Here is a 26,617-nt window from a genome sequence, read left to right as displayed (position 1 = left end):
AAGCGGCCTAAAGTGCCGACATGAACGCCCCGATCTCTGCCTCCCAAAGGCACGCGCTGCTGAACTCCACTGCGGCGGACCTCGACCCGCAGGAAACCGCCGAATGGCGCGAAGCCTTCGAAGCACTGGTGCAGACGCACGGCGCCGAACGCGCGCGGCAGATGCTCGACGAACTGGCTCGCGTGGCGCGAGAGCAGCGCATCGGCTGGCAGCCCGAGCTGGCCACGCCGTACATCAACACCATCGGCGTCGACCGGCAGCCGGTGTTCCCGGGCGACCTCGCCATCGAGGAACGGCTGGCCTCGCTGATGCGCTGGAACGCGCTCGCGATGGTGGTGCGTGCCAACCAGGCGTATGGCGAACTGGGCGGGCACATCGCCAGCTATGCGAGCGCGGCGGACCTGTTCGAGGTCGGCTTCAACCACTTCTTTCATGCGCGCAACGAACAGCATGGCGGCGACCTGGTGTTCTTCCAGCCGCACAGTTCGCCGGGTGTCTACGCACGTGCGTTTCTAGAGGGGCGCCTGAGCGAAGACGATCTCGCGCACTACCGCCAGGAACTGACCGCGCCCGCCTTCACGCAGGGCACGGGTGCCCGCGGCCTGTCGAGCTACCCCCACCCGTACCTGATGCCGGACTTCTGGCAGTTCCCGACCGGCTCGATGGGCATCGGCCCGATCAGTTCGATCTACCACGCGCGCTTCATGCGCTACCTCACCGATCGGCAGCTGCAGGACTGCAACGCGCGCAAGGTGTGGGGCGTGTTCGGCGACGGCGAGATGGACGAGCCCGAATCGATGAGCGCGTTGACGCTGGCCGCGCGCGAGAAGCTCGACAACCTGGTGTGGGTGGTCAACTGCAACCTGCAGCGGCTCGACGGCCCGGTGCGCGGCAACGGCCGCATCATCGACGAGCTGGAGAAGCTCTTCGCCGGCGCCGGATGGAACGTCGTCAAGCTGGTGTGGGGCAGCGACTGGGACGGCCTGTTCGCCCGCGACACCACCGGCGCACTGGCCCGCGCCTTCGCGCACACGGTCGATGGCCAGATGCAGACCTTCGCCGCCAAGGACGGCCGCTTCAACCGCGAGACCTTCTTCGGCCAGGACCCGGAGCTCGCGCGCCTCGCGCAGGGCATGACCGACGAGCAGATCGACCGCCTCAAGCGCGGCGGCCACGACCTGGTGAAGATCCATGCCGCCTACGCCGCTGCGGCCGCGCACCAAGGGCAGCCGACCGTCATCCTCGCCCACACCAAGAAGGGCTACGGCATGGGTGCGGCGGGCCAGGGCAAGATGACCACGCACTCGCACAAGAAGTTCGAGAGCGCCGATTTGATCGGCTTTCGCAACCGCTTCAACCTCCCGCTATCGGACGAGCAAGCGACGTCGCTCTCGTTCTACAAGCCGGCGGTCGACAGCCCGGAGATGCAATATTTGCAGGCGCACCGTGCTGCGCTCGGCGGGTCGATGCCGCGGCGCGAGACCGCCTGCGACGTGGCGCCCAAGCCCGAGCTCGCGGCCTACGCGCAGTTCGCCGTGGCCGCAGCCGGCAAGGAGATGAGCACGACCATGGCCTTCGTGCGCATGCTCGGCAACCTGATGAAGCACCCCACGCTCGGCCCGCGCGTCGTGCCCATCGTGGCCGACGAAGCGCGCACCTTCGGCATGGCCAACCTGTTCAAGCAGGTCGGCATCTATTCGAGCGTGGGCCAGCGCTACGCCCCGGAGGACATCGACTCGATCCTCAGTTACCGCGAGGCGACCGACGGGCAGATCCTGGAAGAAGGCATCAGCGAGGCCGGCGCCATCGCCAGCTGGACGGCCGCGGCCACCAGCTACAGCGTGCACGGGCTGGCGATGCTGCCCTTCTACATCTACTACTCGATGTTCGGCTTCCAGCGCGTGGGCGACGCCATCTGGGCCGCGGCCGACCAGCGGGCGCGGGGCTTCCTGCTGGGCGCCACGTCGGGGCGCACCACGCTCGGCGGCGAAGGCCTGCAGCACCAGGACGGCAGCAGCCACCTGGTGGCCGCGACCATCCCGAACTGCAAGGCCTACGACCCCGGCTTCGCAGGCGAGATGGCGCTGATCGTCGACGCCGGCATCCGCGAGATGATGGTCGAGCAGCAGGACGTCTTCTATTACGTGACGTTGATGAACGAGAACTACGCGCAGCCCGACGTGCCGGCCGAGGCCACCGCGGACATCCTGCGCGGCTGCTGGCGCTACGAGGGCTGGCGCGACGCATCGTCGAAGGCGGGCCAGGCACAAGTGACGCTGATGGGCTCGGGCGCGATCCTCACCGAGGTCGTGAAGGCCGCGCAGCAGCTCGCCGCCGACGGCATCGCCGCCGAGGTGATCAGCGTGACCAGCTGGAGCGAGCTGGCGCGTGACGGCCAGGCCTGCGAAGCGCGCGCGCTGCGCGGCGAGGACGCCGGCACCGCCTTCATCGCGCAGCAGCTCGCGGCGTCGCGCGGCCCCATCATCGCCGCCACCGACTACGTGCGCGCCGTGCCCGAAAGCGTGCGCGCCTTCCTGCCCGAAGGCAGGCGCTACCTCACGCTGGGCACCGACGGCTTCGGGCGCAGCGACACCCGCGCCGCCCTGCGCGATTTCTTCGGCGTGGATGCCGCAAGCATCGCGCGCGCGGCGAGGCACGCGCTGCGCTGAGCCTGCCCCCAGGTAGTGACAGGGGCTTGCCCCGATGGCCGGGGTGCCGCTTCGCGCTATCGTCGACCCCTCTTCACCAGCACGCCCGCGGGCACCGCCATGAACACAGTGGGATTGATCGGCCTGGGCGCCATGGGCGCCGGCATCGCGCAGACGCTGCGCAGCAAGAACTACGACGTGCATGTGTGCGACGTGCGGCCCGGCGCGGCGGCCGCGTTCGCAGCCGATGGCGGCGTGGCGCATGCCAACCCGGCCGAGGTCGCCGCCGCCTGCGACGTGGTGGTGAGCGTGGTCGTGAACGCGGCGCAGACCGAAGCGGTGCTCTTCGGCGAGCACGGCGCCGCCGCCGTGATGAAGTCGGGCAGCACCTTCGTGATGTGTTCGACGGTCGACCCGAACTGGTCGGTCGCGCTCGAGAAGCGCTTGAACGACTTGGGCATCCACTACATCGACGCGCCCATCTCCGGCGGCGCCGCCAAGGCCGCCAGCGGCCAGATGACGGTGATGTCGGCCGCCAAGCCGGAGGCGTATGCAAGGGCCGGCGCGGTGCTCGACGCGATGGCCGGCAAGGTCTACCGCCTGGGCGACAGCGCCGGCGCGGGCAGCAAGGTGAAGATCATCAACCAGCTGCTGGCCGGCGTGCACATCGCTGCGGCGGCCGAGGCCATGGCACTGGGCCTGCGCGAAGGCGTGGACGCGGCGGCGCTGTACGAGGTGATCACGAACAGCGCCGGCAACAGCTGGATGTTCGAGAACCGCATGGCGCACGTGCTGGCCGCCGACTACACGCCGCTGTCGGCCGTCGACATCTTCGTGAAAGACCTGGGCCTGGTGCTCGACACGGCGCGCGCCAGCAAATTCCCGCTGCCGCTCGCCTCGACCGCGCACCAGATGTTCATGCAAGCCTCGACCGCCGGCTTCGCCAAGGAAGACGACAGCGCGGTGATCAAGATCTTCCCGGGCATCGAACTGCCGAAAGGCAAGAAAGCATGAGCTTCATCCAGCTCGGCTGCATCGCCGACGACTTCACCGGGGCGACCGACCTCGCCAACAACCTGGTGCGCGCGGGCATGCGCGTGGTGCAGACCATCGGCGTGCCCAGTTCGCCGCTGGCCGCCGATGTCGACGCCGTGGTGGTGGCGCTGAAGTCGCGCACCGTCGCGCCGGCCGAGGCCATCGCGCAGTCGCTGGATGCGCTGAAGTGGTTGCAGACACAGGGCGCGCAGCAGATCTACTTCAAGTACTGCTCGACCTTCGACAGCACGGCCGCCGGCAACATCGGCCCGGTGACCGAGGCGCTGATGGACGCACTGGGCAGCGACTTCACCATCGCCACGCCCGCCTTCCCCGACAACAAGCGCACCGTGTTCAAGGGCTACCTGTTCGTCGGCGACGTGCTGCTCAACGAAAGCGGCATGCAGAACCACCCGCTCACGCCGATGACCGATGCGAACCTGGTGCGCGTGCTGCAGGCGCAAACGACGCGAAAGGTCGGGCTCATCGACCACACGGTGGTGGCGCGCGGCGCCGACGCGGTGCGCGAACGCATCGCAGAACTGCGCGCCGCAGGCGTGGCCATGGCGGTGGTGGATGCGGTGTCGAACGACGACCTGCTGCGCCTCGGCCCGGCGCTGGCGGCGATGCCGCTGGTGACGGCCGGCTCGGGCGTGGCGATCGGGCTGCCGGCCAACTTCGGCATCGCGCCGTCGTCGCAGGCGAGCGCGCTGCCGGCCGCGGGCGGCCTGCGCGCCGTCGTTTCCGGCAGTTGCTCGATCGCGACCAACCGGCAGGTGGCGGACTTCATCGAGACCGGCCGACCGGCGATGGCCATCGACCCGCTGCGCATCGCGGACGGCGTCGATGTGGCCGCCGAGGCGCTGGCCTGGGCGAAGCCGCTGCTGGCGGACGGCGCGGTGCTCGTCTACTCCACGGCAGAGACCAGCGCCGTGAAGTCGGTGCAGGGTCGCCTTGGCGTGGAAGAAGCCGGCGCGATGGTCGAGCGCACTATCGCCGCCATCGCGCGCGGCCTGGTCGCGCTGGGCGTTCGGCAATTGGTGGTGGCGGGTGGCGAAACATCGGGCGCCTGCGTGCAGGCGCTGGGTGTCACGCAGATGCAGATCGGCCCGCAGATCGACCCCGGCGTGCCGTGGTGCCATGCGCTGGCCGAAGCCGCCGATGGCGCGGGCGTGCACCTCACGCTGAAGTCCGGCAACTTCGGGGCCGACGACTTCTTCACCAAGGCCTTCAAGGTGCTCGCATGACCGAGAACGAGGCCCGCGACGAGATCTGCCGCGTCGGCCGCAGCCTGTTCGAGCGCGGCTATGTGCATGCCACCGCCGGCAACATCAGCGTGCGGCTGGACGATGGTTTTCTCATCACGCCGACCGATGCGTGCCTGGGCTTCCTCGACCCGATGAAACTCGCGCGACTCGACGCGAGCGGCTCGCAGCGATCGGGTGACCGCGCGAGCAAGACCCTCGCGCTGCACGCGCGCATCTATGCCGCGGCGCGGCGCTTCGACGCGGGCACGGCCTGCGTCATCCACACGCACAGCACGCACTGCGTCGGTCTCACGCTGCGGCCCACCGGCGAAGAACTGCTGGGCGCGCTGACGCCCTACTTCGTGATGAAGGTCGGCCATGTGCCGGTGATCCCGTACCACCGGCCCGGCGCCGCGGAAGCGGCCGATGCGGTGGCCGCCGCGATCGCGCAGTACGGCGATGCGGGCAAGCCGATCCGTGCCGTGATGCTCGCGCGGCTCGGTCCGAACGTCTGGCACGACACGCCGGCCGCGGCCATGGCGGTGCTCGAAGAGCTCGAAGAAACAGCGCGCCTGCGCCTGCTGTCTGCCACCGAACCCACGCCGCTGGGCAAGGACGCGATCGACGACCTGCGCCGCACGTTCGGCGCACGTTGGTAACCCACTCCCTCCCGAAGACCACCATGCCCCGCTTTGCCGCCAACCTCTCGATGCTCTACCCGGAGCTCGACTTCCTCGACCGCTTCGATGCCGCCGCCAAGGACGGCTTCGCGGGTGTCGAATACCTCTTTCCCTACGCCTTCCCCGCAACCGAGATCGCCGTTCGGCTGAAGGCCAACGGCCTGAAACAGGTGCTCTTCAATGCCCCGCCCGGCCACTGGGACGGCGGCGAGCGCGGTCTGGCCTGCCTGCCGGATCGCGAGAGCGAGTTCCGCGACGGCATCGCCAAGGCACTCGATTACGCCGCCGCGCTCGACTGCCCGCGCGTCCACGTGATGGCCGGCCTGCTGCCCGCCAGCCTGGCGCGTGAAACGGCCAAGGCGACCTACGTCGAGAACTTGCGCTGGGCCGCGTCCGAGGCCGCGACGGCCGGGCGCGACCTGCTGATCGAGCCCATCAACACCCGCGACATCCCGGGCTTCTTCCTCAACCGCCAAGACGAGGCGCACGCCATCGTCGAAGCGGTCGGTGCGCCCAACCTCAAGGTGCAGTTCGACCTGTACCACTGCCAGATCGTCGAGGGCGACGTGGCGATGAAGATCCGAAAGTACCTGCCGACCGGGCGCGTCGGCCACATCCAGATCGCCGGCGTGCCCGAGCGGCACGAGCCCGACATCGGCGAGCTGAACCACCCGTACCTGTTCAGGGTGATCGACGAGGTGTCGGCCCAATGCGGCTGGGACGGCTGGGTCGGCGGCGAGTACCGCCCGGCACGGGGCGCGGTGCCCAACGGCACCTCGGACGGCCTGGGCTGGCTGCGCGCCGCGAAGGCGCCTAGCGCCTGACGACGTAGCGCGTCACCAACGGCGGCCCGTCGCCCAGGTGGAAGGCCAGCCGGCGCTCGCGCAGCGCCAAGTCGGCCGCCGTCGCGCGGTGGAAGCGGCGCAGGTGACCGGTCCACGACTCGTCGATGATCTGTTCCACGTAGCGGCCCGGCTCGGCGATGTCGTGCAGCAGCTCCCAGCCGATCGCGCCCTCGCTCAACCGCGTGCGGCGGGTCTGCTGCATCACGACGTGGAAGGCCGCAGCGCGGGCCGGGTCGATCAGGTACTCGACGTTGATGACCAGTCGCCCATCGCCCGGCGGCGCATGCGGCGGCGCGTCGGCCCAGCCGGGCGCGGCGGGGCTCACGTCATCGTCCACGCCACCATCGAGCACATAGCGCAGGGCCGCGCCCATCATCAGCACGCCGGTGACCGACGCGATCAGCAGGCTGGCCTGCAGCGAGCTGACCGTCGCGATGTGCCCCCACAGCGCTGCGCCGAAGGCACTGGCGCCCATGATCGACATCTGGAACATCGACATGCCGCGTGCCCGCACCCAGTCGGGCAAGGCCAGCTGCGCCGACACCGACAGCGAGTTGGCCACCGTGATCCAGGCCGCGCCGCCGAAGAACATGGCCGGCACCGCCACCCACGTGTTGGGTGCGACGGCCATCACCGCCGTGGCTGCCGACTGCAGCAGCGCGCCGCGCAGCACCAGCTGGTCGCGCACATAGGCCTGGCGCAGACGCGGCATCACGAGCACCGCGCCGATGGCGCCCGAGCCCATCGCCGCCAGCAGCAGCGTGAAGGTGCCGGCGCCGCCGCCTTCGAGCCCGCGTGCCAGCAGCGGCAGCAGCGCGAGCAGCGCGGTCGAGTGCAGGAAGAAGATCGAGATGCGCGTGAGCACCGCGCGCATGCGCAGCGACTGGCGCACGAACTGCACGCCCACGCGCATCGCGCTCACCAACTTCTCGCGGCCCAGCGGGTTGGGCGTGTGCTCGCGCCGCCAGCGCAGCACGATGAAGCCCGAGGCCACCGACATCACGGCATTGAGCACGAAAACCCACAGGCTGCCGGCGCTGGCGATCAGCGCGCCCGCGACCAGCGGGCCGATGATGCGAGACGCGTTCATCGCGATGCCGTTGAGCCCGAGCGCGGCCGGCAGCTGCGGCCGTGGCACCAGCTCCGGCACGATGGCCGCGAACACCGGCCAGCGCAGCGCCAGGCCGATGCCATTGGCGAAGGTCAGGGCCAGCAGCAGCGGCGCGGTCATCATGTCCATCGCCACCGCCGCGCACAGCACGATCGCCACGCCGGCCAGCCAGAACTGCGTGGCCATCAGCCAGCGGCGGCGATCCAGGATGTCGGCCAGCGCACCGCTCGGCAGCCCCAGCAGAAACACCGGCAGCGTCGACGCCGACTGCACGAGCGCCACCCACAGCGGCGTGGTGGTCAGCGTGGTCATCATCCACGCCGCCGCCACGTCGTTCATCCACATGCAGATGTTGGCGAGCAGCCAGGTGCTCCACAGCATGCGGAAGACGGGCAGCTTCAGCGGGGCGAAGGGGCCGATGCGCGCGGGCGTGGCGCGCAGTGGCGGGATGGGGGATTCGTCGGGGGAGATGGGTGGCATCGGCCGGCTATTGTGGCCCGACAATCGGTCGCCGGCGCCCTGCCCACCATGACACCGGCCGCAAAGCTCGCGATCCGATCGACGAATACGGCGACGGCCCCGGCCGCGTGTTCATGGATACCGATGGCTAGCCGACTGCCTTCACACCGGCGTCTTTTGCGCATCGTCCGCGATGAAGGGCGTGCGAGCCACGCAAGCAGATCGATCGTGCTCAATGCAAAGGACCGCGATCATGCCGATCACCGCTGGAATCGCGATGGCGAAAAAGTTTTGGTGCAGTGGCAGCTTCATGTTTACCAGAACGCCGATCAATATCGGCGCAAGGATGGCACCGCTTCGACCGATTCCCAATGCCCATCCCAGTCCGGTGGCGCGTACGGCCATCGGATAGAACTGCCCGGTGTAGGCATTGGCAACGATCTGCGTTCCGATGGTGGACGCACCGGCCAGGCCCACCAGCACGAAGAGTACCGGCGTCGACACGGCAAAGCCCAGCAAAGTGAGCGACACCGCCGCCAGCGCATACATCCCCGCCAGCACGTACTTGATGTGGAAGCGGTCCGCCAGCCAGCCGCCGGTGATGGCCCCGACCATCGCGCCGATGTTGAGGACGAGCACGAAGGTCAGCGCCGAGCCCAGGCTGTAGCCTGCGCCCGCCATGAGCTTGGTCAACCACGAGCTCAGCGCGAACACCATGAACAGGCACATGAAGAACGCGATCCAGAACATGACCGTGCTGAAGCCGCGGCCGTCGTAGAAGAGGTGCTTGATGGGCGCGCTGTCGGCCCGGTCCTTGACGGGAATCGCGAAGCGGTCCGATGCGGCCGGCACGTACGTCGGGTCGAGCCGGCCGGCGATTTCCTTGAGCTCGTGGGTTCGTCCCTTGGCCAGCAGGAAGGGCATCGACTCGGGCAGCGACTTCAGGATGAACGGAATGAGCAGCACGGGCAGGCCGGCGGCAAAGAACACCGATTGCCAGCCGTAGCTCTCCAGCAGGCCCTTGCCGAGCAGCGCCGCCACGATGCCGCCGACTGCGTAACCGCTGAACATCAAGGTGACGAGCGTCGCGCGGATCTTCTTCGGCGCATATTCGGTCATGTGCGCGACCACGTTGGGCATCACGCCGCCGATGCCCAGCCCGGCGAGAAAGCGCATCACGCCGAAGGTCACTGGATCCTGGGCAAGTCCGGCTGCTGCGGTGAAGACACTGAACAGCCCCACGCAGATGGCGATGGCCCAGCGACGGCCGATCTTGTCGGCCACCGTGCCCAGCAGGATGGCACCGAACATCATCCCGAACAGCGCGGAACTGACCATGATGCCCGCGTGGGTCGCACCCACGCCCATCTGCGCCATGATCGAAGGCAGCGCGATGCCCACGACGGCCAGGTCATAGCCGTCGAAGACGATGATCAGCGCGCACCAGAAGAGCACGAGCCCATGAAAGCGGTTGAAGCGGGCATCGTCGGCCAGCTGATGAAGATCGATTTGACGCATGACTCTTGTCTCCGGTTTTTTCTTGTGGTGGCGCGCCACCGGCTGCGAGGGCTGGTGCAACGCAGCAGCAGCAGGGCTGCGCCATCGCCCGCCGATCATCCGCAGGTGGGCCCAGGCGGGCCAACGAATTTTGCGGATGTCCTCTATACGGTCTGGAAATGTTGGGGCGGGTCTACCCATGGAGCCTCCTCCTGCATCGGACGATCCCGGGCGCCCATGCAAATGCCGAATTCGCGCTATCACCGAAATTCGTTCGACCCCGCCGGCCTACCCTCCTAAATTGGGCGCAGAGGTCGGCGCCGTGGTGGCGCGGACAGGCATCGAACCGTGCGCCATCGCGTCGCACGCACCAAGGAGTCAGCATGCAAGGAAAGATCGGCCTGGAAGAACATTTCGCGCTTCCTGAAACGTTGCAGGATTCGGCGGGCTTCGTGCCCGGCGCCTACTGGCGTGAACTCAGCAGCCGGCTGCTCGACATCCACGACCAGCGACTGCGCCAGATGGACGAGCACGGCATGGAGATGATGATCCTGTCGTTGAACGCACCCGCGGTGCAGGCGATCCCCGATCCAGGCAAGGCCTGCGAGCTGGCCATGCGCGCCAATGACTTCCTGGCCGAGCAGGTCGCCCGGCGACCCGACCGCTTTCAGGCCTTCGCCGCGCTGCCGCTGCAGGACCCGGACGCGGCCACGCGGGAACTCGATCGCTGCATGACCGAGTTGGGCTTCCGTGGCGCGCTGGTCAATGGCTTCTCGCAGGTCGACACGCCCGACAACGTCGTCTACTACGACGACCCACGGTACGCGTCGTTCTGGGCCGCAGCCGAGCGCCTGGACGCGCCTTTCTATCTGCACCCCCGCAATCCGATCGCAAGCTGGTCCCAGATCTACGAAGGCCATCCCTGGCTGCTCGGCCCCACCTGGGCGTTTGCGCAGGAAACGGCCGTGCACGCGCTGCGCCTGATGGCCAGCGGCCTGTTCGACCGCCATCCGGGACTGAAGATCATCCTGGGTCACCTCGGCGAAGGACTGCCGTACAACATGTGGCGGGTGGACCACCGCAACGCCTGGGTGAAGGCGCCTAAGGGCTATCCGGCCCAACGCAAGCTCTGCGAGTACTTCCACGAGAACTTCTACCTCACGACGTCGGGCAACTTCCGCACTCAGACACTCATCGACGCGTTGCTGGAGGTCGGATCCGACAAGATCCTTTTCTCGACCGACTGGCCCTTCGAGAATGTCGACCACGCGTCGAACTGGTTCAACGAGACCAGCATCAGCGAAGCCGATCGCCTGAAGATCGGCAGAACCAACGCGCTGTCGCTGTTCAAGCTCCATCAAGGCTGAAGCGCTTTGCGGCGGCGTCAACAGGAACCCCCATGATCGACATCGACGAATGGACCATCACCAACGCAGTGCTCAAGGCACAGAGCGGCATGGCCGACACGCGGCTGAAGACCGTGATGGACAGCCTCGTGCGGCACCTGCACGACTTTGCGCGCGAGGTGCAGCTGACCGAGTCGGAGTGGTCCCAAGGCATCGACTTCCTCACGCAGGTGGGCAAGATCACCGACAACAAGCGGCAGGAGTTCATCCTGTTGTCCGATGCCCTGGGTCTTTCGACCCTGGTCACCGCGCAGAACAACCGGCATCCCCTGGGCTGCACGGAGGCGACCGTCTTCGGGCCTTTTTTCTTGCCGGACGCGCCAGCGTGCGCCCATGGTGGCGACATCTCCCACGGTGCGCATGGGGAACCCTGCTTCGTCGCAGGCACCGTCCGGGGCATCGACGGCGAACCGATCGCCCATGCGTCGATCGACGTCTGGCAGTCGGACGACGAAGGCACCTACGACGTGCAGCGCCCCGGTCTCGACCATGCCCAGGGACGTGGCCGCCTGCACAGCCTTTCGGACGGGCGCTATTTCTTCCGATCGATCGTCGCCGTGCCCTACCCCATTCCACACGACGGCCCCGTCGGCCAGTTGTTGCAGCGCCTGGGCCGCCACCCCTGGCGTCCTGCGCACCTGCACTTCATGATCCAGGCCCCCGGGTACGACACGCTCATCACCCATGTCTTTCGCTCGGGCGGCGAGTATCTGCAATCCGACGCCGTGTTCGGCGTGCGGTCCTCGCTGATCGCGGATTGGCAGCGCCACGAACCCGGCATCGCGCCGGACGGCACGCCGGGTGGCAGCCCCATGGCGACGCCCTGGTACTCGCTGGCCTATGACTTCGTGCTGAACCCTGCTTCCGGACGCGGCCAGGTCGACCCTTCCGTGGCACGAGACCGCTGATGCAGTCCTTCTGCTACACGGCAAGCACCTCGCGCATCGTCTTCGGCGCGAACAGCATCGATCGGCTTCCCGAGGAACTCGACCGCCTGGGCCTGCAGCGCGCCCTCGTTCTGTGCACGCCCGGCCAGCGCGATCAGGCCCTGGCGGTGTCGGAACGGCTGCCCCGACGCGTGGCGGGCATCTTCGACCAAGCCGAGATGCACGTGCCGATCGAGGTCGCGCGCAAGGCGCAGGAGGTGGCCCGTGCGCTCGGTGCCGACTGTGCGCTGGCCGTGGGCGGTGGCTCGACCGTCGGGCTGGGAAAGGCCATTGCTCTGGAAAGCGGATTGCCCGTCATCGCGGTACCGACCACCTACGCGGGCAGCGAGGCGACGCCGATCTACGGGATCACGGAAGGCGGCGTGAAGAAGACCGGCCGTGACCCCCGCGTGCTGCCGCGCGTCGTGATCTACGACCCACAGCTGTCGCGCTCGCTGCCGATGGGCCTGACCGTGACGAGCACGATCAATGCGATGGCGCACGCGGCCGAAGGCCTGTACGCGCACGACGGCAATCCGGTCATCGCCTTGATGGCCGAAGAAGGCTTGCACGCGTGTGCCGCATCGCTCGCACCCTTGCAACAGAACCCGCACGACCTCGTGGCCCGCAGCCAAGCGCTCTATGGCGCCTGGTTGTGCGGCACCGTGCTCGGCGCGGTTTCCATGGGCCTGCACCACAAGCTGTGCCATACCCTGGGCGGCAGCTTCGACCTGCCGCATTCCGAAGTGCATACGGTGATCCTCGCCCACGCGCTACGGTACAACGCGGCCGCAGCACCCCAGGCCATGGCACGCATTGCCAACGCGCTCGGTGTACCGGATGCGGCGCTCGGCATCCATGACCTGGCCCGCACGCACGGCGCCGCGCTGTCGCTGCGCGCGATCGGCATGCCGGCCGCCGGACTGGATCGGGCGGCAAAACTAGCGGCCTCGAACCCGTACCCCAATCCTCGCCCGCTCGAGCGCGATGCGCTGCGGCGCATGCTCGAGCGCGCCTACCAGGGCGAGGCGCCTGAGGACTGACCGACCGACGCGTCCGGCACGCGGCAGGACCTCTGATGGAAGAGACCGAACATCAGCTCGCGCAACCAGCGACTGCCGCTGTCCTGGTGAAATCGCTCATGCCATTGCTGACGGATCTCGAAGGGCGTCACGTCGAAGGGGGCCTTCAGAATGTGAAGATCGGCGCGCGACGCCGCCATGGCCCGGGCCAGGCGATCGGGTGCGGTGAGCAGCAGGTTCGAGGTCGCGACGATCGAAGCCAGCCCCAGGGAATGGGCGGCGGTGAGCACGACGCGCCTGCAGTCCAGCGCACCGGCCCGATCGAGCGCTTGCTGCAGCTGGGAATCGGTCGTTCCTTGTGGCCGGTACGCGATGTGCTCTGCCGCCAGGTAGTCGTCCAGCGTCATCGACGCGTTCGCGCCAAGGGACGACGATCTGGCCACGAGCACGGAAAAGGTCTCGTCGAACAGGCGCTGCTGATAGAACGACGGGCCCATGGCATCCCAACTGCCCAGCGCAAGATCGATCTGCCCATGGAGCATGCGCTGTCGGGCCTCGGCCATGGACGCATCCACCGTCTCGAAGCGAACGCCGGGCGCGAGGCCGCGCGCCACCGCCAGCAGTTCGGGCATCATGACCAGTTGCCCGATGTCGTTGACGGCGATGCGGAAAGCACGGGTGGACTGCCCGGCTTCGAAGGTGCGGCCTTGATCGATCGCCTGCGCCAGGCAGGCCAGGCCTTCCTCGATCGGCGCAATGAGACGCTCGGCCACCGGTGTCGGAACCATGCCGTCGACGGAGCGCACGAACAGCACATCGTTGAAGCGCTCCCGCATGCGCTTGAGCGCATTGCTCACGGCGGACTGGGTCATGCCCAGACGCTCGCCCGCCAGCGTGACGCTGCGCGTCGCGTAGATCGCCTGAAACACCAGGAAGAGATTGAGATCGATCGAGTTGATGTTCACCGCGTTGTCTCCTTCTGTTGTTCTTCGGTCGACCCCCCTGTGCGAGCCGCTTCAGGCGTCCTGACGCCGCAAGGACGTCATTCCTTGTCGAGGGCGGCAAGGTTGTCGTAGACCAGGCGCAGCATGTCGCGCAGCGACTCGGCCTGCGCATGCGTGAGTCCCGACAACGAGACACGCTCGTACAGCTGCGCCAGCGGAACGATGCGCGTGGCGAGATCGTGGCCCGCCTGCGTCAGGCTCAGCGCCAGCGCCCGGGCGTCTTCGTCCGAGCGGTCGCGCACCAGGATGCCGCGCTGCAGCAGGGCGTCCACCACCCGCGACAGCGTCGACGGCTCGGTGGAGGTGTGCAACGCCAACTCGGAGAGGCGTTGGTGCGGCTGATGCAGCAGCGCGACACAGACCCGCCAGTCGGTCAGCGAAAGATCGAACTGTTTGAGTTCCCGACTGAAGGATTGCCCCATCCGGGTACCTGCACGCGCAAGCAGATATGGAATGGCGCGCTCGAGATCGTGCCTGCTTCTTTTGTCTGCAGATGCAACCGACCGGAAGACCGCCTTCTGGCCCGAAGAGCGTCCGGGTGCATCGCCGGTGGGGACTGATTTTCTGGTGGCCATGGCACATCTTACAAGCGGATGCTTGGTCGGATCCCGGGTCGAAGCATGGTTGTAGCTCAGGTAAACCCCAATAAATTATTGATTGCAAATGCAACTACTTAAAGGTTCAATTGGTCTTCTAGATCGGCGTTCACTACACCCCCCAGGAGACCCCATGACCGAAGTCGCCACCAATCCTTTCGCCCAACTCCATCGGGTTGAGTTGCCCGCCCCAGGCCGCCTGTCGCCCGTCAAAGGCGCGCCCTCTCTCGATTCGATCGTTGCATCTGCAAGCGAATTGGTGCCCATGCTCCGAGCACGGGGCGCGCAGACCGAACAGGACCGTCGGGTGTCCGAATCGACGACGCATGCGTTTCACCAGGCGGGCTTCTTCAAGCTGATGCAGCCGGCGCGTTACGGCGGCTACGAATACGGATTCACCGCCTTCATCGATGTGGTGAGCGAATTGGCGCGAGGCTGCACCTCGTCGGCCTGGGGCTGCTCGCTCGGTGCGATTCATCAGTGGCTCGTCGCCACGTTTCCCGAGGAAGCGCAGGACGACGTGTGGCGCAATGACCCCAATGCCATCGTTTGCGGTTCGTATGCGCCGGCGACGATGGCGCAGAAGGTCGACGGCGGTTACCTGGTCCAGGGCAAATGGCTATTTGCATCCAACGTCGACAACTCGCAGTGGGCGTTGCTCGGGGTGCAGTTCCCGCCAGAAGAGAAAGGCGCAGCGCCTTCCGCAGGTTTTCTGCTCGCACCGCGCGCGGACTGGTCGGTCGAAGACAACTGGCACGTCGCGGGGCAGTCGGGCACCGGTTCCAAGGGCATCGTCATCGACCAGCCGACCTTCATTCCGGCGCACCGCAAGCTGACCTTTGCGCAAGCCTCTTCCAATTGCCCGCCCGGCGCCGAGGTCAACACGAACCCGATCTATCGCATCCCGTTTCTGTCGGCCGTCCCGGTGTGCCTGGTGTCGCCGATCATCGGCACCGCCCAGGGCGCGGTCGATGAACTGATTGCAATGGCCGGTACGCGCGTCACCCGCGGCGCGGTGGCCGGGGGCGGCAGCAGGCTGAGCGAATTCTTTCCCGTGCAATCCCGTCTGGCAGAGGCATCGGCCAGCGTCGATGCCGCACGACTCCTGCTCTACCGCGACACCGCGCAGGTCGAACAAATGGCTGTCGACGGCCATGTCATCAGCATCGAGCAGCGCATCCGCAACCGCCGCGACCATGCGTTTGCCGCGCGCCTCTCCCGCGAAGCCGTCGAGGCGGTGTTTGCCAGCGTGGGGGGTGCAGGCCTGGCGCTCGATCAGCCGATCCAGCGCATGTGGCGCGACACGAACGCCATTTCTCGGCACATCAGCCTCAACTGGGATGCCGTGTCATCGATGGTGGGCCAGTACCTTCTGGGCCTCGAGCCCAAGGGCCAGTACTGAACGGAGGCTGGTTTCATGTACTCCTGGGCTCTCATCACTGGCGACGCCACCGACACGGTCGACGCGCGCCAGCTGCGCCAGGCGCTCGGCGCCTTTCCCACGGGGGTGTGCCTCGTGACTACCACGATGCCCGATGGAAAACGCGAAGGCATGACGATCAACTCGTTCGCCTCGGTGTCGCTGGACCCGCCATTGATCCTCTGGAGCATCCGCGACGACGCCCGCAGCGCGGACGCCTTCCTGTCGGCACGCCCTTTCAGCCTCAGCGTGCTGACCGCAGGCCAGCGCGATCTTGCGTGGCATTTCGCCAAGCCCGCTGCAGACAAGTTCGAGCGGTTCGAGCAGGCTTTCGAACGCGGGACCCACGGATGCCCGCGTTTGATCGAAAGCGTGGCGACATTCGAATGCGCCACGTATTCGCGTCACCGGGAAGGCGATCACACGATCATTTTGGGTCGGGTGGATCGCTTCTCGCGCACGGACGTGCCTCCCTTGCTGTTCCACTCGGGGCAGATGGGATCACTGTGGGAACTCGCGGAAACCTTAGCGCAGCCTGGAAATTAAATCGAACGACCTGCCGTTGGCGCTCATTGCAACGTCGAAGCCGCAAGAACGCCCGCTCGATCAAGTCACTTCACCGTCAGATGCCCCAACGGCAGCGCATGGCTCGCCTTCACCTCCCCCAGCGAGAAGCTGGTGTGCAGGTCCTTCACGTTGGGCAGGTGCATCAGGCTATTGAGGGCGAAGCGCGAGAAGGCGTCGAGGTCTTCGGCCACCACCTGCAGTTCGAACATGCCGGTGCCGCTGATGTAGTGGCAGGCGATGACTTCGGGCAGCTTGCGGATCGCTTCCTCGATCTTCTTCGTGACCTCGCTGTTGGCGCGTTCGGTGTCGAGGCGCACGAAGGCGAGCACGCCCAGGCCGATCTTGCGGCGGTCGATCTCGGCGTAGTAGCCCTTGATGAAGCCGGACTCTTCCAGCGCGCGCACACGGCGCCAGCAGGGCGCGGCTGACAGGCCCACGCGCTGGGCCAGTTCGGCGTTGGTCAGGCGGCCATCGGTCTGGAGTTCTTTCAGGATGGCGAGGTCGAACTTATCAAGGCTTTCCATGAAGATCCATTCTAAGAAAGAATCTTCCAAAAACTAGGGTTTCCCTGGCGATATCTGAAAGCACCTGTCCGGCACCCGCAAATACACTTTCCGGAGCATCATGAAGGCACCGCACCCCGTCGGGCGCCCATGCCGCCCAGCCACGCCCACAAGGCCACGCCAAACCGGAGACACAGACGATGAACGCCCCCCTGCCCGAGCACATCCGCAAGGCCCTCGAGACGGTCACGCTCGACGACAAGTACTCGCTCGACTACGGTCGCGCCTTCATGTCGGGCGTTCAGGCCCTGGTGAAGCTGCCGATGCTGCAGCGCCTGCGCGATGCGCAAAACGGCAAGAACACCGCCGGCTTCATCAGCGGCTACCGCGGCTCGCCGCTCGGCGGCTACGACCAGGCGCTGTGGAAGGCCAGCAAGTACCTCAAGGCGCAGAACATCGTGTTCCAGCCGGGCGTGAACGAAGAGCTCGCGGCCACCGCGCTGTGGGGCACGCAGCAGCTGGGCTTCTCGCCCAAGGGCACCAACAAGTTCGATGGCGTCTTCGGCATCTGGTACGGCAAGGGCCCGGGCGTGGACCGCTGTTCCGACGTGTTCAAGCACGCCAACATGGCGGGCACCACCGAGTTCGGCGGCGTCATTGCGGTGGCGGGCGACGACCACATCTCCAAGAGCTCGACCGCTGCGCACCAGAGCGACCACATCTTCAAGGCCTGCGGCACGCCGGTGTTCTTCCCGACGAACGTGCAGGAAATTCTCGACCTGGGCATCCACGCCTTCGCGATGAGTCGCTTCTCGGGCGTGTGGTCGGGCATGAAGACGATCCAGGAGATCGTCGAATCCAGCGCCACCGCGATGATCGACCCCGAGCGCGTCGACATCGTCATCCCCACCGACTTCGAGATGCCGCCCGGCGGCCTGCACATCCGCTGGCCCGACCACGCACTGGAGCAGGAAGCGCGGCTGATGCACTACAAGTGGTACGCGGCGCTCGCGTACATCCGCGCCAACAAGCTCAACCACAACGTGATCGAAGGGCCGAACGATCGCTTCGGCATCATGGCCAGCGGCAAGGCCTTCAACGACACGCGCCAGGCGCTGATCGACCTGGGCCTGGACGACGCGGCCTGCCGGCAGATCGGCATCCGGCTGCACAAGGTCGGCGTGGTGTGGCCGCTGGAGGCGCAGCTCACGCGTGACTTCGCGACCGGCCTGCAGGAAATCCTGGTGGTCGAGGAGAAGCGCCAGGTCATCGAATACCAGCTCAAGGAAGAGCTCTACAACTGGCGTTCCGACGTGCGGCCCAACGTGGTCGGCAAGTTCGACGAGGGCGCCGGTGCCAGCGACGACGGCTACTCCGGCGGCGAATGGTCGATGCCCAACCCGACCGCGCACACGCTGCTGCGCGCCAACGCCGACCTGAACCCCGCGCTGATCGCCAAGGCCATCGCGCAACGCCTGAAGAAGACCGGGCTGCTCGACCAGGTCGGCGCCGACATGCGCGCGCGCATCGACGCACAGCTCGCCATCCTTGAAGCGAAAGAGCGCTCCATGGAGGTCATCAAGCTCGATGGGGTCCAGGGCGCCGACCGCCAGCCCTGGTTCTGCTCGGGTTGCCCGCACAACACCAGCACCGTGGTGCCCGAGGGCTCGCGCGCGATGGGCGGCATCGGCTGCCACTTCATGGCGACCTGGATGGACCGCAGCACCATCGGCTTCACGCAGATGGGCGGCGAGGGCGTGCCGTGGGTGGGGCAGCAGCCCTTCACGACCGACCAGCACATCTTCGCCAACCTGGGCGACGGCACCTACTTCCACAGCGGCCTGCTCGCCATCCGCCAGAGCATCGCGGCGGGCGTGAACATCACCTACAAGATCCTCTACAACGACGCGGTCGCCATGACCGGCGGCCAGCAGGTCGGCGAACGGCCTGAAGGCCATTCGGTGCTGCAGATCGCGCAGAGCCTGCTGGCCGAAGGAACGATGAAGGTCGTGATCGTCACCGACGAACCCGAGAAGTACGACGGCGTGAAGGTGGCCGGCGATCCGGAGGTGAAGCACCGCGACCTGCTCGACGACATCCAGCGCGAATTCCGCGAGATCAAGGGCACCACGGCCATCATCTACGACCAGACCTGCGCGACCGAGAAGCGCCGCCGCCGCAAGCGCGGCACGGCTGTCGACCCGGCCAAGCGCGTCGTCATCAACGAGCTCGTGTGCGAAGGCTGCGGCGACTGCAGCGTGCAGAGCAACTGCCTCTCGGTGGAGCCGCTGGAGACCGAGTTCGGCCGCAAGCGCACCATCAACCAGAGCACCTGCAACAAGGACATGAGCTGCCTCAAGGGCTTCTGCCCGAGCTTCGTCACGGTCGAAGGCGGTGCGCTCAAGAAGAAGTCGAAGGCCAAGGCGAACTCGCCGTTCGAGATGGGCGCGATGCCCGAGCCGGCCGTGCCGCAACTCGCACGCGATCAGGTGTGGGGCATCGTGGTCGCCGGTGTCGGCGGCACGGGCGTGATCACCATCGGCCAGCTGCTCGGCATGGCGGCGCACATCGAAGGCAAGGGCATCGTCACGCAGGATGCCGCCGGGCTTGCACAAAAGGGCGGCGCCACCTGGAGCCATGCGCTGATCGGCGACACGCAGGAGGCGATTCGCACGACGCGCGTGGGCACTGCTGCAGCCGACCTGATCCTCGCGGCCGACCCGCTGGTGGCGGTGAACGCCGAGACGCTGGCGCGCATGCGCGAAGGGCGCACGCACGTAGCGCTCAACAGCCACAGCACGCCGACGGCGGCCTTCGTGCGCAACGCCAACTGGGTGAACCCCCAGGACGATTGCGCCAACCAGATCGCGCGCATCGTCGGCGTCGACGGCCTCGGCAGTTTCGACGCCGATGCGACCGCCGTGTCACTGATGGGCGACAGCCTCTACGCCAACCCGATGCTGCTGGGCTACGCCTGGCAGAAGGGCTGGGTGCCGCTGGACTACGCGTCGCTGATGCGCGCGATCGAGCTCAACAACGTCGCAATCGACAACAACAAGACGGCCTTCGAATGGGGCCGGCGCGCGGCGCACGATCTTGCGTCGGTGCAGAAGCTGGTGTCGCCCGGCCAGGTGATCGCCTTCAAGAAGCGCGAGACGGTCGATGCGCTGGTGGCACGCCGCGTCGAGTTCCTCGCCGGCTACCAGAACGCCGCCTATGCCGCGCAGTACCAGGCCTTCGTCGCCAAGGTGCAGCAGGCCGAGACGGCTGCGGTCGGCAAGACGACGCTGACTGAATCGGTGGCCCGCTACCTGTTCAAGCTGATGGCGTACAAGGACGAGTACGAGGTCGCGCGCCTGCACACCGACCGCGCGTTCCTCGACCGCGTCGAGGGCATGTTCGAAGGCGACTTCAAGCTCAACTACCACCTCGCGCCGCCGCTGATCGCCAAGAAGAACAGCCGCGGCCAGTTGCAGAAGCAGAAGTTCGGCCCCGGCATGCTGACGGGCTTCAAGGTGTTGGCGAAGCTGAAGGGCCTGCGCGGCACTGCGCTCGATATTTTCGGCCGCACCGAGGAGCGCAAGACCGAGCGCGCACTGATCGGCGAGTACCGCGCGAGCATCGAGGAAGTGATCACCGGCCTCAGCGCCGCGAACCATGCGACAGCGCTGGAGATCGCCACGTTGCCGGAGCAGATCCGTGGCTACGGCCACGTGAAGGATCGCAACCTGGCGGCGGCGCGCACGCGCTGGACCGAATTGATGGCGAAGTGGCGCAACCCGTCGACGGAACGCGCAGCCGCCTGAGTTGCTCCCGCCCATGAAAAAAGCGCCTCACGGCGCTTTTTTCGTTTTAGGCCCAACGCGACGACGTCTTCAGGGCTTGGTGTCCGCGAAGCTCGGGCGCAGCATCAGCTTGTCCTGCAGCTTGGCCAGGTTGCTGTACGGGGTGCGCCAATCGATGTCCGGGAAGCGAAATTCGACCCAGCCCAGCGCGCAGCCGACCGCGATGTCCGACAGGCTCAGGTGGATGCCGCTGCAGAAGGGCTTGTCGGCCAGGCCTTTGGCCATGGCGGCAATGCCGTTGGTCATCTTGGCGCGCTGGCGGTCCATCCAGGCGGGGCTGCGTTCAGCGTCGCCGCGGCCGGCCCAGGTCGCTTCGAGGCGGCACAGCACGCCGGCGTCCATCACGCCATCGGCCAGCGCTTCCCAGGTCTTGACCTCGGCGCGTTCGCGGCCCTGTTGCGGAATCAGCTTGCCGACCGGCGACAGGGTGTCGAGGTATTCGACGATGACGCGCGAGTCGAACATCGCCTCGCCGCCTTCCATGACCAGACAGGGCACCTTGCCGAGCGGGTTGGAACTGGCGATGGTGGTGTCGGCCGCCCAGACGTCTTCCTGGACGAACTGATAGTCGAGCCGCTTTTCGGCCATGACGACGCGGACCTTGCGCACGTACGGGCTGGCGTTGGATCCAATCAGTTTCATTCGGCTTCTCTCTTCCCTCTGGGACTCGTTTTAGCGCTTTGATTCTAGTGTGCAGCCCCCGGGGAACACCGCGGCGCCGGATGCGGCGTGGCGACGGCATGCAGAATCGTGGTGCATCACCAACGAGGGAAGAGGCGCGACCATGGACATCGATACCGCCGCGGGGCAGGCTCCCGAACGCCATCCGATCGGCTTCACCGCCAGCGGCAGCGAGTACTTCCGTATCTGGATCGTGAACCTGCTGCTCATCGTCGTCACCCTGGGGCTCTACCTGCCCTGGGCCAAGGTGCGGAAGTTGCAGTACTTCCACGCCAACACCTGGATCGACGGCGACGCGCTGGGCTTCCACGGCGAGCCGGGGAAGATGCTGCGCGGCACGCTGATCGCCGCCGCCTTCCTGATCGTCTATTCGGTCGGCAGCCATTTTTCCGGCTGGGCCGCGCTGCTGGCGGCGCTGGCCTTCGTCGGCCTCTGGCCGGTGCTGTTCCGGGCGTCGATGCGCTTCCGGCTGGCGAACACCAGCTGGCGCGGGCTGCGCTTCCGCTTCACCGGCGACACGGCCGGGGCTTACGGCGCGATGCTGCCGCCGCTGGCCCTGGCCCTGCTGCCCTTCGCCGTGGTCGGGCTCACGGTCGGCAGCGGCGAGGGCGGCAAGCCCGCCGCCCCCTCGCCCGCGGCCACCGGGCTGATGGGCCTGTGCATGCTGGCCTTCGTTGTCGGCCTGCCCTTCTTCCTCTGGAAGCTGCGGCGCTACCAGCACGGCCACTACGCCTATGGCGGCCTGCAGACGCGGCTCGATGCCGACGTCGGCGTGATCTACGGCGTGTTCATCAAGTTGATCGGACTGACGCTGGCGGTCATGGTGCTCGCGGGCGTGGGGGTTGGCGTGCTGGCCGGCATGGGCGTGATCGGCCGCAAAAGCCCCGGCATGGGGGCCGCCATCGTCGCGATGCTGGCGATCTTCGCGATCGGCGGGGTGCTGCTGTTCAACATCCTGCCCAAGTCCTATCTGCAGGTGCGGCTGCAGAACCTCCTGTGGTCGACCACCGGCAACGAGGTGCTGCGTTTCGACAGCCGCCTGAAGCTCGGCCCCTTCCTCGGCCTGCAGCTGAAGAACTACCTGCTGATCTTCCTGACGCTCGGCCTGTACTGGCCCTTCGCCGTGATCGGCACGCGGCGCGCCCAGCTCGAGGCGGTGACGCTGGAGACGCGCACCCCGCTCGACGAACTCAGCCGCGCGGCGGGCGAAGAAGACCCGAGCGCCGCCGGCGACATGGCGGCCGACCTGTTCGGCCTGGACATCGGGATGTGAGCCCGGTGACCGACACGCTCGACGTGCGCTATTTCGACGGCCGCAGCAGCCGGCCGCGCGCCGCCCGCCTGCGCGTGGCCGACGGCCAGCTGTACCTCACGCCCGCCGCCACCGCGCCGGCGACGTTCGAGGCGCTCGCCGTGCCGATCGCGCAGGTCCGGTGGCCGGAGCGCACCCGGCACGGCGGGCGGCTCGCGTCGCTTCCCGGCGGCGCCAGCGTGCAGGCGCTCGATGTGCCCGGCTGGGACGACTGGTGCGCCCACGCCCTGCCCGGGCGCGAGAGCCACGTCGTGCGCGCCCAGCAGAGCTGGCGGGGCGTCGCCGTCGCGCTGCTGCTGTTGCTCGCCGCCACCGCGGCCGTGTACCAGTGGGGGCTGCCCTGGATCGCGCGCGGCGTGACGGCGCTGGTGCCGCAGCGGGTCGACGCGGTCATCGGCGCGCAGGCGCTGGCGTCGCTCGACGATTCGATGCTGCGCCCCAGCGCCTTGCCGGCGGACACGCAGGACCGCATCCGCCGTGCCTTCACGCGGATGGTCGCCGGTGCGCACCCCGAGGGCGCACCCCCGTGGAACCTGCAGTTCCGCCAGGGCCGCGACGACAAGCTCGGGCCGAACGCACTGGCGCTGCCGGGCGGCACCATCGTCCTCACCGACGCGCTGGTGCAGCTGCTGCCGGGCGACGAGAACGCGGTCCTGGGCGTACTGGGCCACGAGTTCGGCCATGTGCGGCTGCGCCACACGATGCGCCAGCTGGTGCAGGCCTCGGCCGTCGGCTTCGCAGTGTCGATCGCCTTCGGCGACTTCGGCACGCTGATCGGCACGGCGCCGGTGGTGCTGGCCACGCTGGGCTATTCGCGCGACGCCGAGCGCGAGGCCGACGAGGAATCGGTGCGCCTGATGCGCGCCGCCGGCATCTCGCCGCGCGTGATGGCGGGCTTCTTCGAAGCCATCGAACGCTGGCGCGGCGAACAGGCGCGCGGCGGCCAGAACGACAGCGCCATCGGCCTGGCCTTCGCGACGCACCCGGCGACGGCGGAGCGCATCGCCTTCTTCAAGGCGGCGGCCGAATAGGTGCGGGCGGGGCGACGCCTAAAATTCGCCCCATGAGCTTCTCCACCGTTTCCGCCCTTTCCCCCCTCGACGGCCGCTACGCCGCCAAGCTGGCCGCGCTGCGCCCCCTGATGAGCGAGCAGGGCTACATGCACCGGCGCGTGCAGGTCGAGGTGGCGTGGTTCATCGCGCTGTCCGACTGCGGCTTCGCCGAGTTCAAGCCGCTGACCCCCGGCGCCCGCAAGTACCTGATGGGCCTGGTCGCCAACTTCGCCGAGGCCGATGCGGTCGCGATCAAGGAGATCGAGAAGACCACCAACCACGACGTGAAGGCCGTCGAGTACTGGGTCAAGTCGAAGTTCGAGGCCCGGCCCGAGCTGCTGGCCGCCGCCGAGTTCGTGCACTTCGCCTGCACCAGCGAAGACATCAACAACACCAGCCACGCGCTGCAGATCCAGGCTGCGCGCGACAAGGTGCTGCTGCCCGCGCTCGACGGCATCGTTGCCAAGCTGCGCGAGATGGCGCACCAGTTCGCCGACGTGTCGATGCTGTCGCGCACCCACGGCCAGACCGCCAGCCCGACCACCGTCGGCAAGGAAATCGCCAACGTCGCGGTGCGCCTGGCCAAGGCGCGCGAACAGATCGCCGGCGTGCAACTGCTGGGCAAGATGAACGGCGCCGTGGGCAACTACAACGCCCACCTGGCCGCCTGGCCCGACTTCGACTGGGAAAGCTTCAGCCGCAAGGTCGTCGAAACGCCGGCCCCGCTGGGCCTGGGCCTCGCCTTCCAGCCCTACAGCATCCAGATCGAGCCGCACGACTACATGGCCGAGCTGTTCGACGCCGTCGCGCGCGCCGACACCATCCTCATCGACTTCTCGCGCGACATCTGGGGCTATGTGAGCCTCGGCTACTTCAAGCAGCGCCTGAAGAAGGGCGAGATCGGCTCGTCGACCATGCCGCACAAGGTCAACCCGATCGACTTCGAGAACGCCGAAGGCAACCTGGGCCTGGCCAACGCATTGCTGCGCCACCTGAGCGAGAAGCTGCCCATCAGCCGCTGGCAGCGCGACCTGACCGACAGCACCGTGCTGCGCAACATCGGCGTGGCCTTCGGCTACGCGACGCTGTCGTACGCGAGCCTCATGACCGGCCTGGGCAAGCTGGAAATCAACGAGGAAGCCATCGCGGCCGACCTCGACGCCTCGTGGGAAGTGCTGGCCGAACCGATCCAGACCGTGATGCGCCGTTTCGGCGTGCAGGGCGCCTACGAGCAATTGAAGGACGTGACGCGCGGCAAGACCGTGACGGCCGAGGCGCTGCACGGCCTGATCCGCTCGCTGGAGATTCCGGAAGCCGAGAAGGAACGCCTGCTCGCGATGACGCCCGCCAGCTACATCGGCAAGGCGGCCGAACTCGCGAAACGCGCCTGATGGCCCTCAAATCCACCATCTTCAAGGCGAACCTCGCGGTCGCCGACATCGACCACAACTACTACGCCGACCATGCGCTCACGCTGGCCCGCCATCCGAGCGAGAACGACGAACGCATGATGGTGCGGCTGATCGCGCTGGCGCTCAATGCCCACAAGCTCGACAGCGTGTGCCACGGCGACGGCGTGCTGGGCTTCGGTGCCGGGCTGTCGAACCCGGAGGACCCCGACGTGTCGCTGCGCGACTTCACCGGCCGCACGCGCGTCTGGATCGAGGTCGGCCAGCCCGAGGACAAGCCGCTGCTGAAGGCCTGCGGCAAGGCCGACGAGGTGCTGCTCTACTGCTTCAGCCACGCCGCCGGCATCTGGTGGAAGGGCATCGAGAACAAGCTGGTGCGGCTGCAGAACCTGTCGGTGTGGCGCATCCCGAGCGAGACCTCGCAGGCGGTCGCTGCCCTGGCGCAGCGCAGCATGCAGCTGCAGGCGACGATCCAGGAAAACGCGCTGATGCTGGGCGACGGCAAGAACAGCATCGACATCGAGCTTCAGCGGCTCAAGTAAGTCTTCGGCTCAGGCAGCGGGCATCATCGCGCCGCATTGCCAGCACTGCTCGAAGCCGCCTTCGACCAGTTCCCCGCAGCCGCAGTGCCATCGCCGCTGCGGCCGGTGTTGCAGGTCGCGCAGCGCGGCCTGGGCCTGCGAGAACTGCGCATCGTCCTCGACCCAGATCTCGGGCAGGCACTGGTCCGGTGGCAGCTGGCCGACCGCGGCGCCGAGAAATTCGCGCTGCACCGACGCAGCGATGCCTTCCTCCAGCAGCGCATGCACCCAGAGCGTGGCGATCGCGAGGTTGGGAGCCTGGGCGAGTCGACGCATCCCGGTCTCAGTTCGACGCGTTGTCGTCGGTTGGCGGCGACGGCGGCCGGGCCTCGCGCGCCCGCTCGGCATAGGTGTTGAAGCGCCAGGCACGGTCTTCCATCGTGATGCGGCGCCAGGTCTGGCGTTTCTCGGCCGGGGTCAAGGCCGGCCAATGCTGCACCTCGTCGAAGCTGCGGCCGCAGCCCTTGCATTCGTCGTCGCCCTGGCTGGTCGAGCAGATGGCGATGCAGGGCGTATCGATGGTGGTTTCGTACCACGCCATCCAGGCCGCCCACGCCTCGGCCGGAAAGCCGACCTCGTCGGCCTCGTCTTCGTGGTGGAAGACCATCAGCGCGTAGACCTCGGCCAGCGCGCGCAATTCGGGCGCCAGCGTGATGCCGTCGGGCGACGGCTTCTTCTCGCGCCAGTGGTTGATGGCGGCCTCGATGTCGGTGATGTGGATGGCGGCCATGGATCAGGAAAAATTGCGGAGCGGCATCATAGTGCGGCAAA

The 26,617-nt window shown here is 67.4% G+C and carries 23 protein-coding genes; 15 read left to right on the top strand and 8 right to left on the bottom strand.

Features of this window, described 5'->3' with window-relative positions:
- Window positions 1–20: 20 nt before the first annotated feature.
- The 5 genes from mdeB (at window position 21) to otnI (ending at window position 6,434) form a co-directional block, all read left to right on the top strand.
- On the top strand, window positions 21–2,669 hold the full coding sequence (mdeB, locus tag ACSFBE_RS11495; protein ID WP_435490525.1) for an alpha-ketoglutarate dehydrogenase: 2,649 nt from the start codon (window positions 21–23) through the stop codon (window positions 2,667–2,669).
- Between the two features lie 99 nt (window positions 2,670–2,768).
- The gene (gene ltnD / locus ACSFBE_RS11490; RefSeq protein ID WP_435490524.1) at window positions 2,769–3,662 is read left to right on the top strand and encodes an L-threonate dehydrogenase; all 894 of its coding nucleotides are present in this window, start codon (window positions 2,769–2,771) and stop codon (window positions 3,660–3,662) included.
- Window positions 3,659–4,930 (top strand): 3-oxo-tetronate kinase, encoded by a 1,272-nt coding sequence (gene otnK, locus ACSFBE_RS11485; RefSeq protein WP_435490523.1) that lies wholly within the window; start codon window positions 3,659–3,661, stop codon window positions 4,928–4,930. The genes ltnD and otnK overlap by 4 nt, the downstream gene beginning before the upstream one ends.
- Window positions 4,927–5,589 carry a class II aldolase/adducin family protein gene (locus ACSFBE_RS11480; RefSeq protein WP_435490522.1) on the top strand — a complete coding sequence of 221 codons (663 nt, stop codon included), beginning with the start codon at window positions 4,927–4,929 and terminating at the stop codon, window positions 5,587–5,589. The genes otnK and ACSFBE_RS11480 overlap by 4 nt, the downstream gene beginning before the upstream one ends.
- A gap of 23 nt (window positions 5,590–5,612) precedes the next feature.
- Entirely contained in the window at window positions 5,613–6,434 is an 822-nt protein-coding gene (gene otnI / locus ACSFBE_RS11475) for a 2-oxo-tetronate isomerase (RefSeq protein ID WP_435490521.1), read from the top strand.
- Here otnI and ACSFBE_RS11470 read toward each other — a convergent pair.
- Together ACSFBE_RS11470 and ACSFBE_RS11465 are read right to left on the bottom strand one after the other, a co-directional pair.
- Entirely contained in the window at window positions 6,424–8,046 is a 1,623-nt protein-coding gene (locus ACSFBE_RS11470; protein WP_435490520.1) for an MFS transporter, read from the bottom strand. The two genes, otnI and ACSFBE_RS11470, sit on opposite strands and share 11 nt — an antisense overlap.
- Before the next feature lie 141 nt (window positions 8,047–8,187).
- Window positions 8,188–9,543, bottom strand: coding sequence for an MFS transporter (locus ACSFBE_RS11465; RefSeq protein WP_435490519.1), 1,356 nt, complete (start codon window positions 9,541–9,543; stop codon window positions 8,188–8,190).
- 362 nt (window positions 9,544–9,905) lie between these two features.
- Between ACSFBE_RS11465 and ACSFBE_RS11460 the strand changes: the two genes are divergently transcribed.
- The 3 genes from ACSFBE_RS11460 to ACSFBE_RS11450 are packed head-to-tail and all read left to right on the top strand — an operon-like array spanning window position 9,906 to window position 12,897.
- Window positions 9,906–10,889, top strand: a complete 984-nt coding sequence (locus ACSFBE_RS11460) for an amidohydrolase family protein (RefSeq protein ID WP_435490518.1) — start codon at window positions 9,906–9,908, stop codon at window positions 10,887–10,889.
- A gap of 32 nt (window positions 10,890–10,921) precedes the next feature.
- Complete coding sequence (locus tag ACSFBE_RS11455) at window positions 10,922–11,836, top strand: intradiol ring-cleavage dioxygenase (protein ID WP_435490517.1); 915 nt, start codon at window positions 10,922–10,924, stop codon at window positions 11,834–11,836.
- Entirely contained in the window at window positions 11,836–12,897 is a 1,062-nt protein-coding gene (locus ACSFBE_RS11450; RefSeq protein ID WP_435490516.1) for a maleylacetate reductase, read from the top strand. Before ACSFBE_RS11455 ends, ACSFBE_RS11450 begins: the two co-directional genes overlap by 1 nt.
- Here ACSFBE_RS11450 and ACSFBE_RS11445 read toward each other — a convergent pair.
- A complete protein-coding gene (locus ACSFBE_RS11445; RefSeq protein WP_435490515.1) occupies window positions 12,870–13,841 on the bottom strand; it encodes a LysR family transcriptional regulator in 972 nt (323 codons plus the stop codon). The genes ACSFBE_RS11450 and ACSFBE_RS11445 overlap by 28 nt on opposite strands.
- A gap of 77 nt (window positions 13,842–13,918) precedes the next feature.
- Complete coding sequence (locus ACSFBE_RS11440) at window positions 13,919–14,455, bottom strand: MarR family winged helix-turn-helix transcriptional regulator (RefSeq protein ID WP_435490514.1); 537 nt, start codon at window positions 14,453–14,455, stop codon at window positions 13,919–13,921.
- Between the two features lie 154 nt (window positions 14,456–14,609).
- On the opposite strand from ACSFBE_RS11440, the gene ACSFBE_RS11435 reads away from it, so the two are divergent.
- Window positions 14,610–15,878: an acyl-CoA dehydrogenase family protein gene (locus tag ACSFBE_RS11435; protein WP_435490513.1), complete on the top strand. Its 1,269-nt coding sequence runs from the start codon at window positions 14,610–14,612 to the stop codon at window positions 15,876–15,878.
- A 15-nt stretch (window positions 15,879–15,893) separates the two neighbouring features.
- Entirely contained in the window at window positions 15,894–16,442 is a 549-nt protein-coding gene (locus ACSFBE_RS11430) for a flavin reductase family protein (RefSeq protein WP_435490512.1), read from the top strand.
- 65 nt (window positions 16,443–16,507) lie between these two features.
- Here the strand turns inward: ACSFBE_RS11430 and ACSFBE_RS11425 are convergent, their stop codons facing one another.
- A complete protein-coding gene (locus ACSFBE_RS11425; RefSeq protein WP_435490511.1) occupies window positions 16,508–16,987 on the bottom strand; it encodes an Lrp/AsnC family transcriptional regulator in 480 nt (159 codons plus the stop codon).
- A 179-nt stretch (window positions 16,988–17,166) separates the two neighbouring features.
- Between ACSFBE_RS11425 and ACSFBE_RS11420 the strand changes: the two genes are divergently transcribed.
- The gene (locus ACSFBE_RS11420; protein WP_435490510.1) at window positions 17,167–20,772 is read left to right on the top strand and encodes an indolepyruvate ferredoxin oxidoreductase family protein; all 3,606 of its coding nucleotides are present in this window, start codon (window positions 17,167–17,169) and stop codon (window positions 20,770–20,772) included.
- Between the two features lie 69 nt (window positions 20,773–20,841).
- On the opposite strand, the gene ACSFBE_RS11415 is transcribed toward ACSFBE_RS11420, so the two are convergent.
- Window positions 20,842–21,453 (bottom strand): glutathione S-transferase N-terminal domain-containing protein, encoded by a 612-nt coding sequence (locus tag ACSFBE_RS11415; RefSeq protein WP_435490509.1) that lies wholly within the window; start codon window positions 21,451–21,453, stop codon window positions 20,842–20,844.
- A gap of 142 nt (window positions 21,454–21,595) precedes the next feature.
- On the opposite strand from ACSFBE_RS11415, the gene ACSFBE_RS11410 reads away from it, so the two are divergent.
- The 4 genes from ACSFBE_RS11410 to ACSFBE_RS11395 are packed head-to-tail and all read left to right on the top strand — an operon-like array spanning window position 21,596 to window position 25,807.
- Window positions 21,596–22,765, top strand: coding sequence for a YjgN family protein (locus tag ACSFBE_RS11410; protein WP_435490508.1), 1,170 nt, complete (start codon window positions 21,596–21,598; stop codon window positions 22,763–22,765).
- Complete coding sequence (locus ACSFBE_RS11405; RefSeq protein WP_435490507.1) at window positions 22,762–23,835, top strand: M48 family metallopeptidase; 1,074 nt, start codon at window positions 22,762–22,764, stop codon at window positions 23,833–23,835. Before ACSFBE_RS11410 ends, ACSFBE_RS11405 begins: the two co-directional genes overlap by 4 nt.
- 32 nt (window positions 23,836–23,867) lie before the next feature.
- Window positions 23,868–25,247: an adenylosuccinate lyase gene (gene purB, locus ACSFBE_RS11400; protein ID WP_435490506.1), complete on the top strand. Its 1,380-nt coding sequence runs from the start codon at window positions 23,868–23,870 to the stop codon at window positions 25,245–25,247.
- Entirely contained in the window at window positions 25,247–25,807 is a 561-nt protein-coding gene (locus ACSFBE_RS11395) for a YaeQ family protein (protein ID WP_435490505.1), read from the top strand. Before purB ends, ACSFBE_RS11395 begins: the two co-directional genes overlap by 1 nt.
- 9 nt (window positions 25,808–25,816) lie before the next feature.
- On the opposite strand, the gene ACSFBE_RS11390 is transcribed toward ACSFBE_RS11395, so the two are convergent.
- Together ACSFBE_RS11390 and ACSFBE_RS11385 are read right to left on the bottom strand one after the other, a co-directional pair.
- Window positions 25,817–26,122 (bottom strand): putative signal transducing protein, encoded by a 306-nt coding sequence (locus tag ACSFBE_RS11390; RefSeq protein ID WP_435490504.1) that lies wholly within the window; start codon window positions 26,120–26,122, stop codon window positions 25,817–25,819.
- Between the two features lie 7 nt (window positions 26,123–26,129).
- Window positions 26,130–26,576 carry a DUF3717 domain-containing protein gene (locus ACSFBE_RS11385; RefSeq protein ID WP_435490503.1) on the bottom strand — a complete coding sequence of 149 codons (447 nt, stop codon included), beginning with the start codon at window positions 26,574–26,576 and terminating at the stop codon, window positions 26,130–26,132.
- Window positions 26,577–26,617: the final 41 nt, after the last annotated feature.

Origin of the sequence: Variovorax sucrosi, assembly GCF_051216635.1 — a bacterium.
In the GTDB taxonomy this organism is placed as follows: domain Bacteria; phylum Pseudomonadota; class Gammaproteobacteria; order Burkholderiales; family Burkholderiaceae_C; genus Variovorax.
The sequence above is the reverse complement of the archived record's forward strand: the minus strand, read 5'-3'. Positions and strand labels throughout refer to the sequence as shown.

Excerpts from the sequence above, each read along its gene's own strand:
- mdeB (WP_435490525.1), top strand. The coding sequence starts at position 21 with ATGAACGCCCCGATCTCTGCCTCCCAAAGGCACGCGCTGCTGAACTCC.
- ltnD (WP_435490524.1), top strand. The coding sequence starts at position 2,769 with ATGAACACAGTGGGATTGATCGGCCTGGGCGCCATGGGCGCCGGCATC.
- otnK (WP_435490523.1), top strand. The coding sequence starts at position 3,659 with ATGAGCTTCATCCAGCTCGGCTGCATCGCCGACGACTTCACCGGGGCG.
- ACSFBE_RS11480 (WP_435490522.1), top strand. The coding sequence starts at position 4,927 with ATGACCGAGAACGAGGCCCGCGACGAGATCTGCCGCGTCGGCCGCAGC.
- otnI (WP_435490521.1), top strand. The coding sequence starts at position 5,613 with ATGCCCCGCTTTGCCGCCAACCTCTCGATGCTCTACCCGGAGCTCGAC.
- ACSFBE_RS11470 (WP_435490520.1), bottom strand. The coding sequence starts at position 8,046 with ATGCCACCCATCTCCCCCGACGAATCCCCCATCCCGCCACTGCGCGCC.
- ACSFBE_RS11465 (WP_435490519.1), bottom strand. The coding sequence starts at position 9,543 with ATGCGTCAAATCGATCTTCATCAGCTGGCCGACGATGCCCGCTTCAAC.
- ACSFBE_RS11460 (WP_435490518.1), top strand. The coding sequence starts at position 9,906 with ATGCAAGGAAAGATCGGCCTGGAAGAACATTTCGCGCTTCCTGAAACG.
- ACSFBE_RS11455 (WP_435490517.1), top strand. The coding sequence starts at position 10,922 with ATGATCGACATCGACGAATGGACCATCACCAACGCAGTGCTCAAGGCA.
- ACSFBE_RS11450 (WP_435490516.1), top strand. The coding sequence starts at position 11,836 with ATGCAGTCCTTCTGCTACACGGCAAGCACCTCGCGCATCGTCTTCGGC.
- ACSFBE_RS11440 (WP_435490514.1), bottom strand. The coding sequence starts at position 14,455 with ATGGCCACCAGAAAATCAGTCCCCACCGGCGATGCACCCGGACGCTCT.
- ACSFBE_RS11435 (WP_435490513.1), top strand. The coding sequence starts at position 14,610 with ATGACCGAAGTCGCCACCAATCCTTTCGCCCAACTCCATCGGGTTGAG.
- ACSFBE_RS11430 (WP_435490512.1), top strand. The coding sequence starts at position 15,894 with ATGTACTCCTGGGCTCTCATCACTGGCGACGCCACCGACACGGTCGAC.
- ACSFBE_RS11425 (WP_435490511.1), bottom strand. The coding sequence starts at position 16,987 with ATGGAAAGCCTTGATAAGTTCGACCTCGCCATCCTGAAAGAACTCCAG.
- ACSFBE_RS11420 (WP_435490510.1), top strand. The coding sequence starts at position 17,167 with ATGAACGCCCCCCTGCCCGAGCACATCCGCAAGGCCCTCGAGACGGTC.
- ACSFBE_RS11415 (WP_435490509.1), bottom strand. The coding sequence starts at position 21,453 with ATGAAACTGATTGGATCCAACGCCAGCCCGTACGTGCGCAAGGTCCGC.
- ACSFBE_RS11410 (WP_435490508.1), top strand. The coding sequence starts at position 21,596 with ATGGACATCGATACCGCCGCGGGGCAGGCTCCCGAACGCCATCCGATC.
- purB (WP_435490506.1), top strand. The coding sequence starts at position 23,868 with ATGAGCTTCTCCACCGTTTCCGCCCTTTCCCCCCTCGACGGCCGCTAC.
- ACSFBE_RS11395 (WP_435490505.1), top strand. The coding sequence starts at position 25,247 with ATGGCCCTCAAATCCACCATCTTCAAGGCGAACCTCGCGGTCGCCGAC.
- ACSFBE_RS11390 (WP_435490504.1), bottom strand. The coding sequence starts at position 26,122 with ATGCGTCGACTCGCCCAGGCTCCCAACCTCGCGATCGCCACGCTCTGG.
- ACSFBE_RS11385 (WP_435490503.1), bottom strand. The coding sequence starts at position 26,576 with ATGGCCGCCATCCACATCACCGACATCGAGGCCGCCATCAACCACTGG.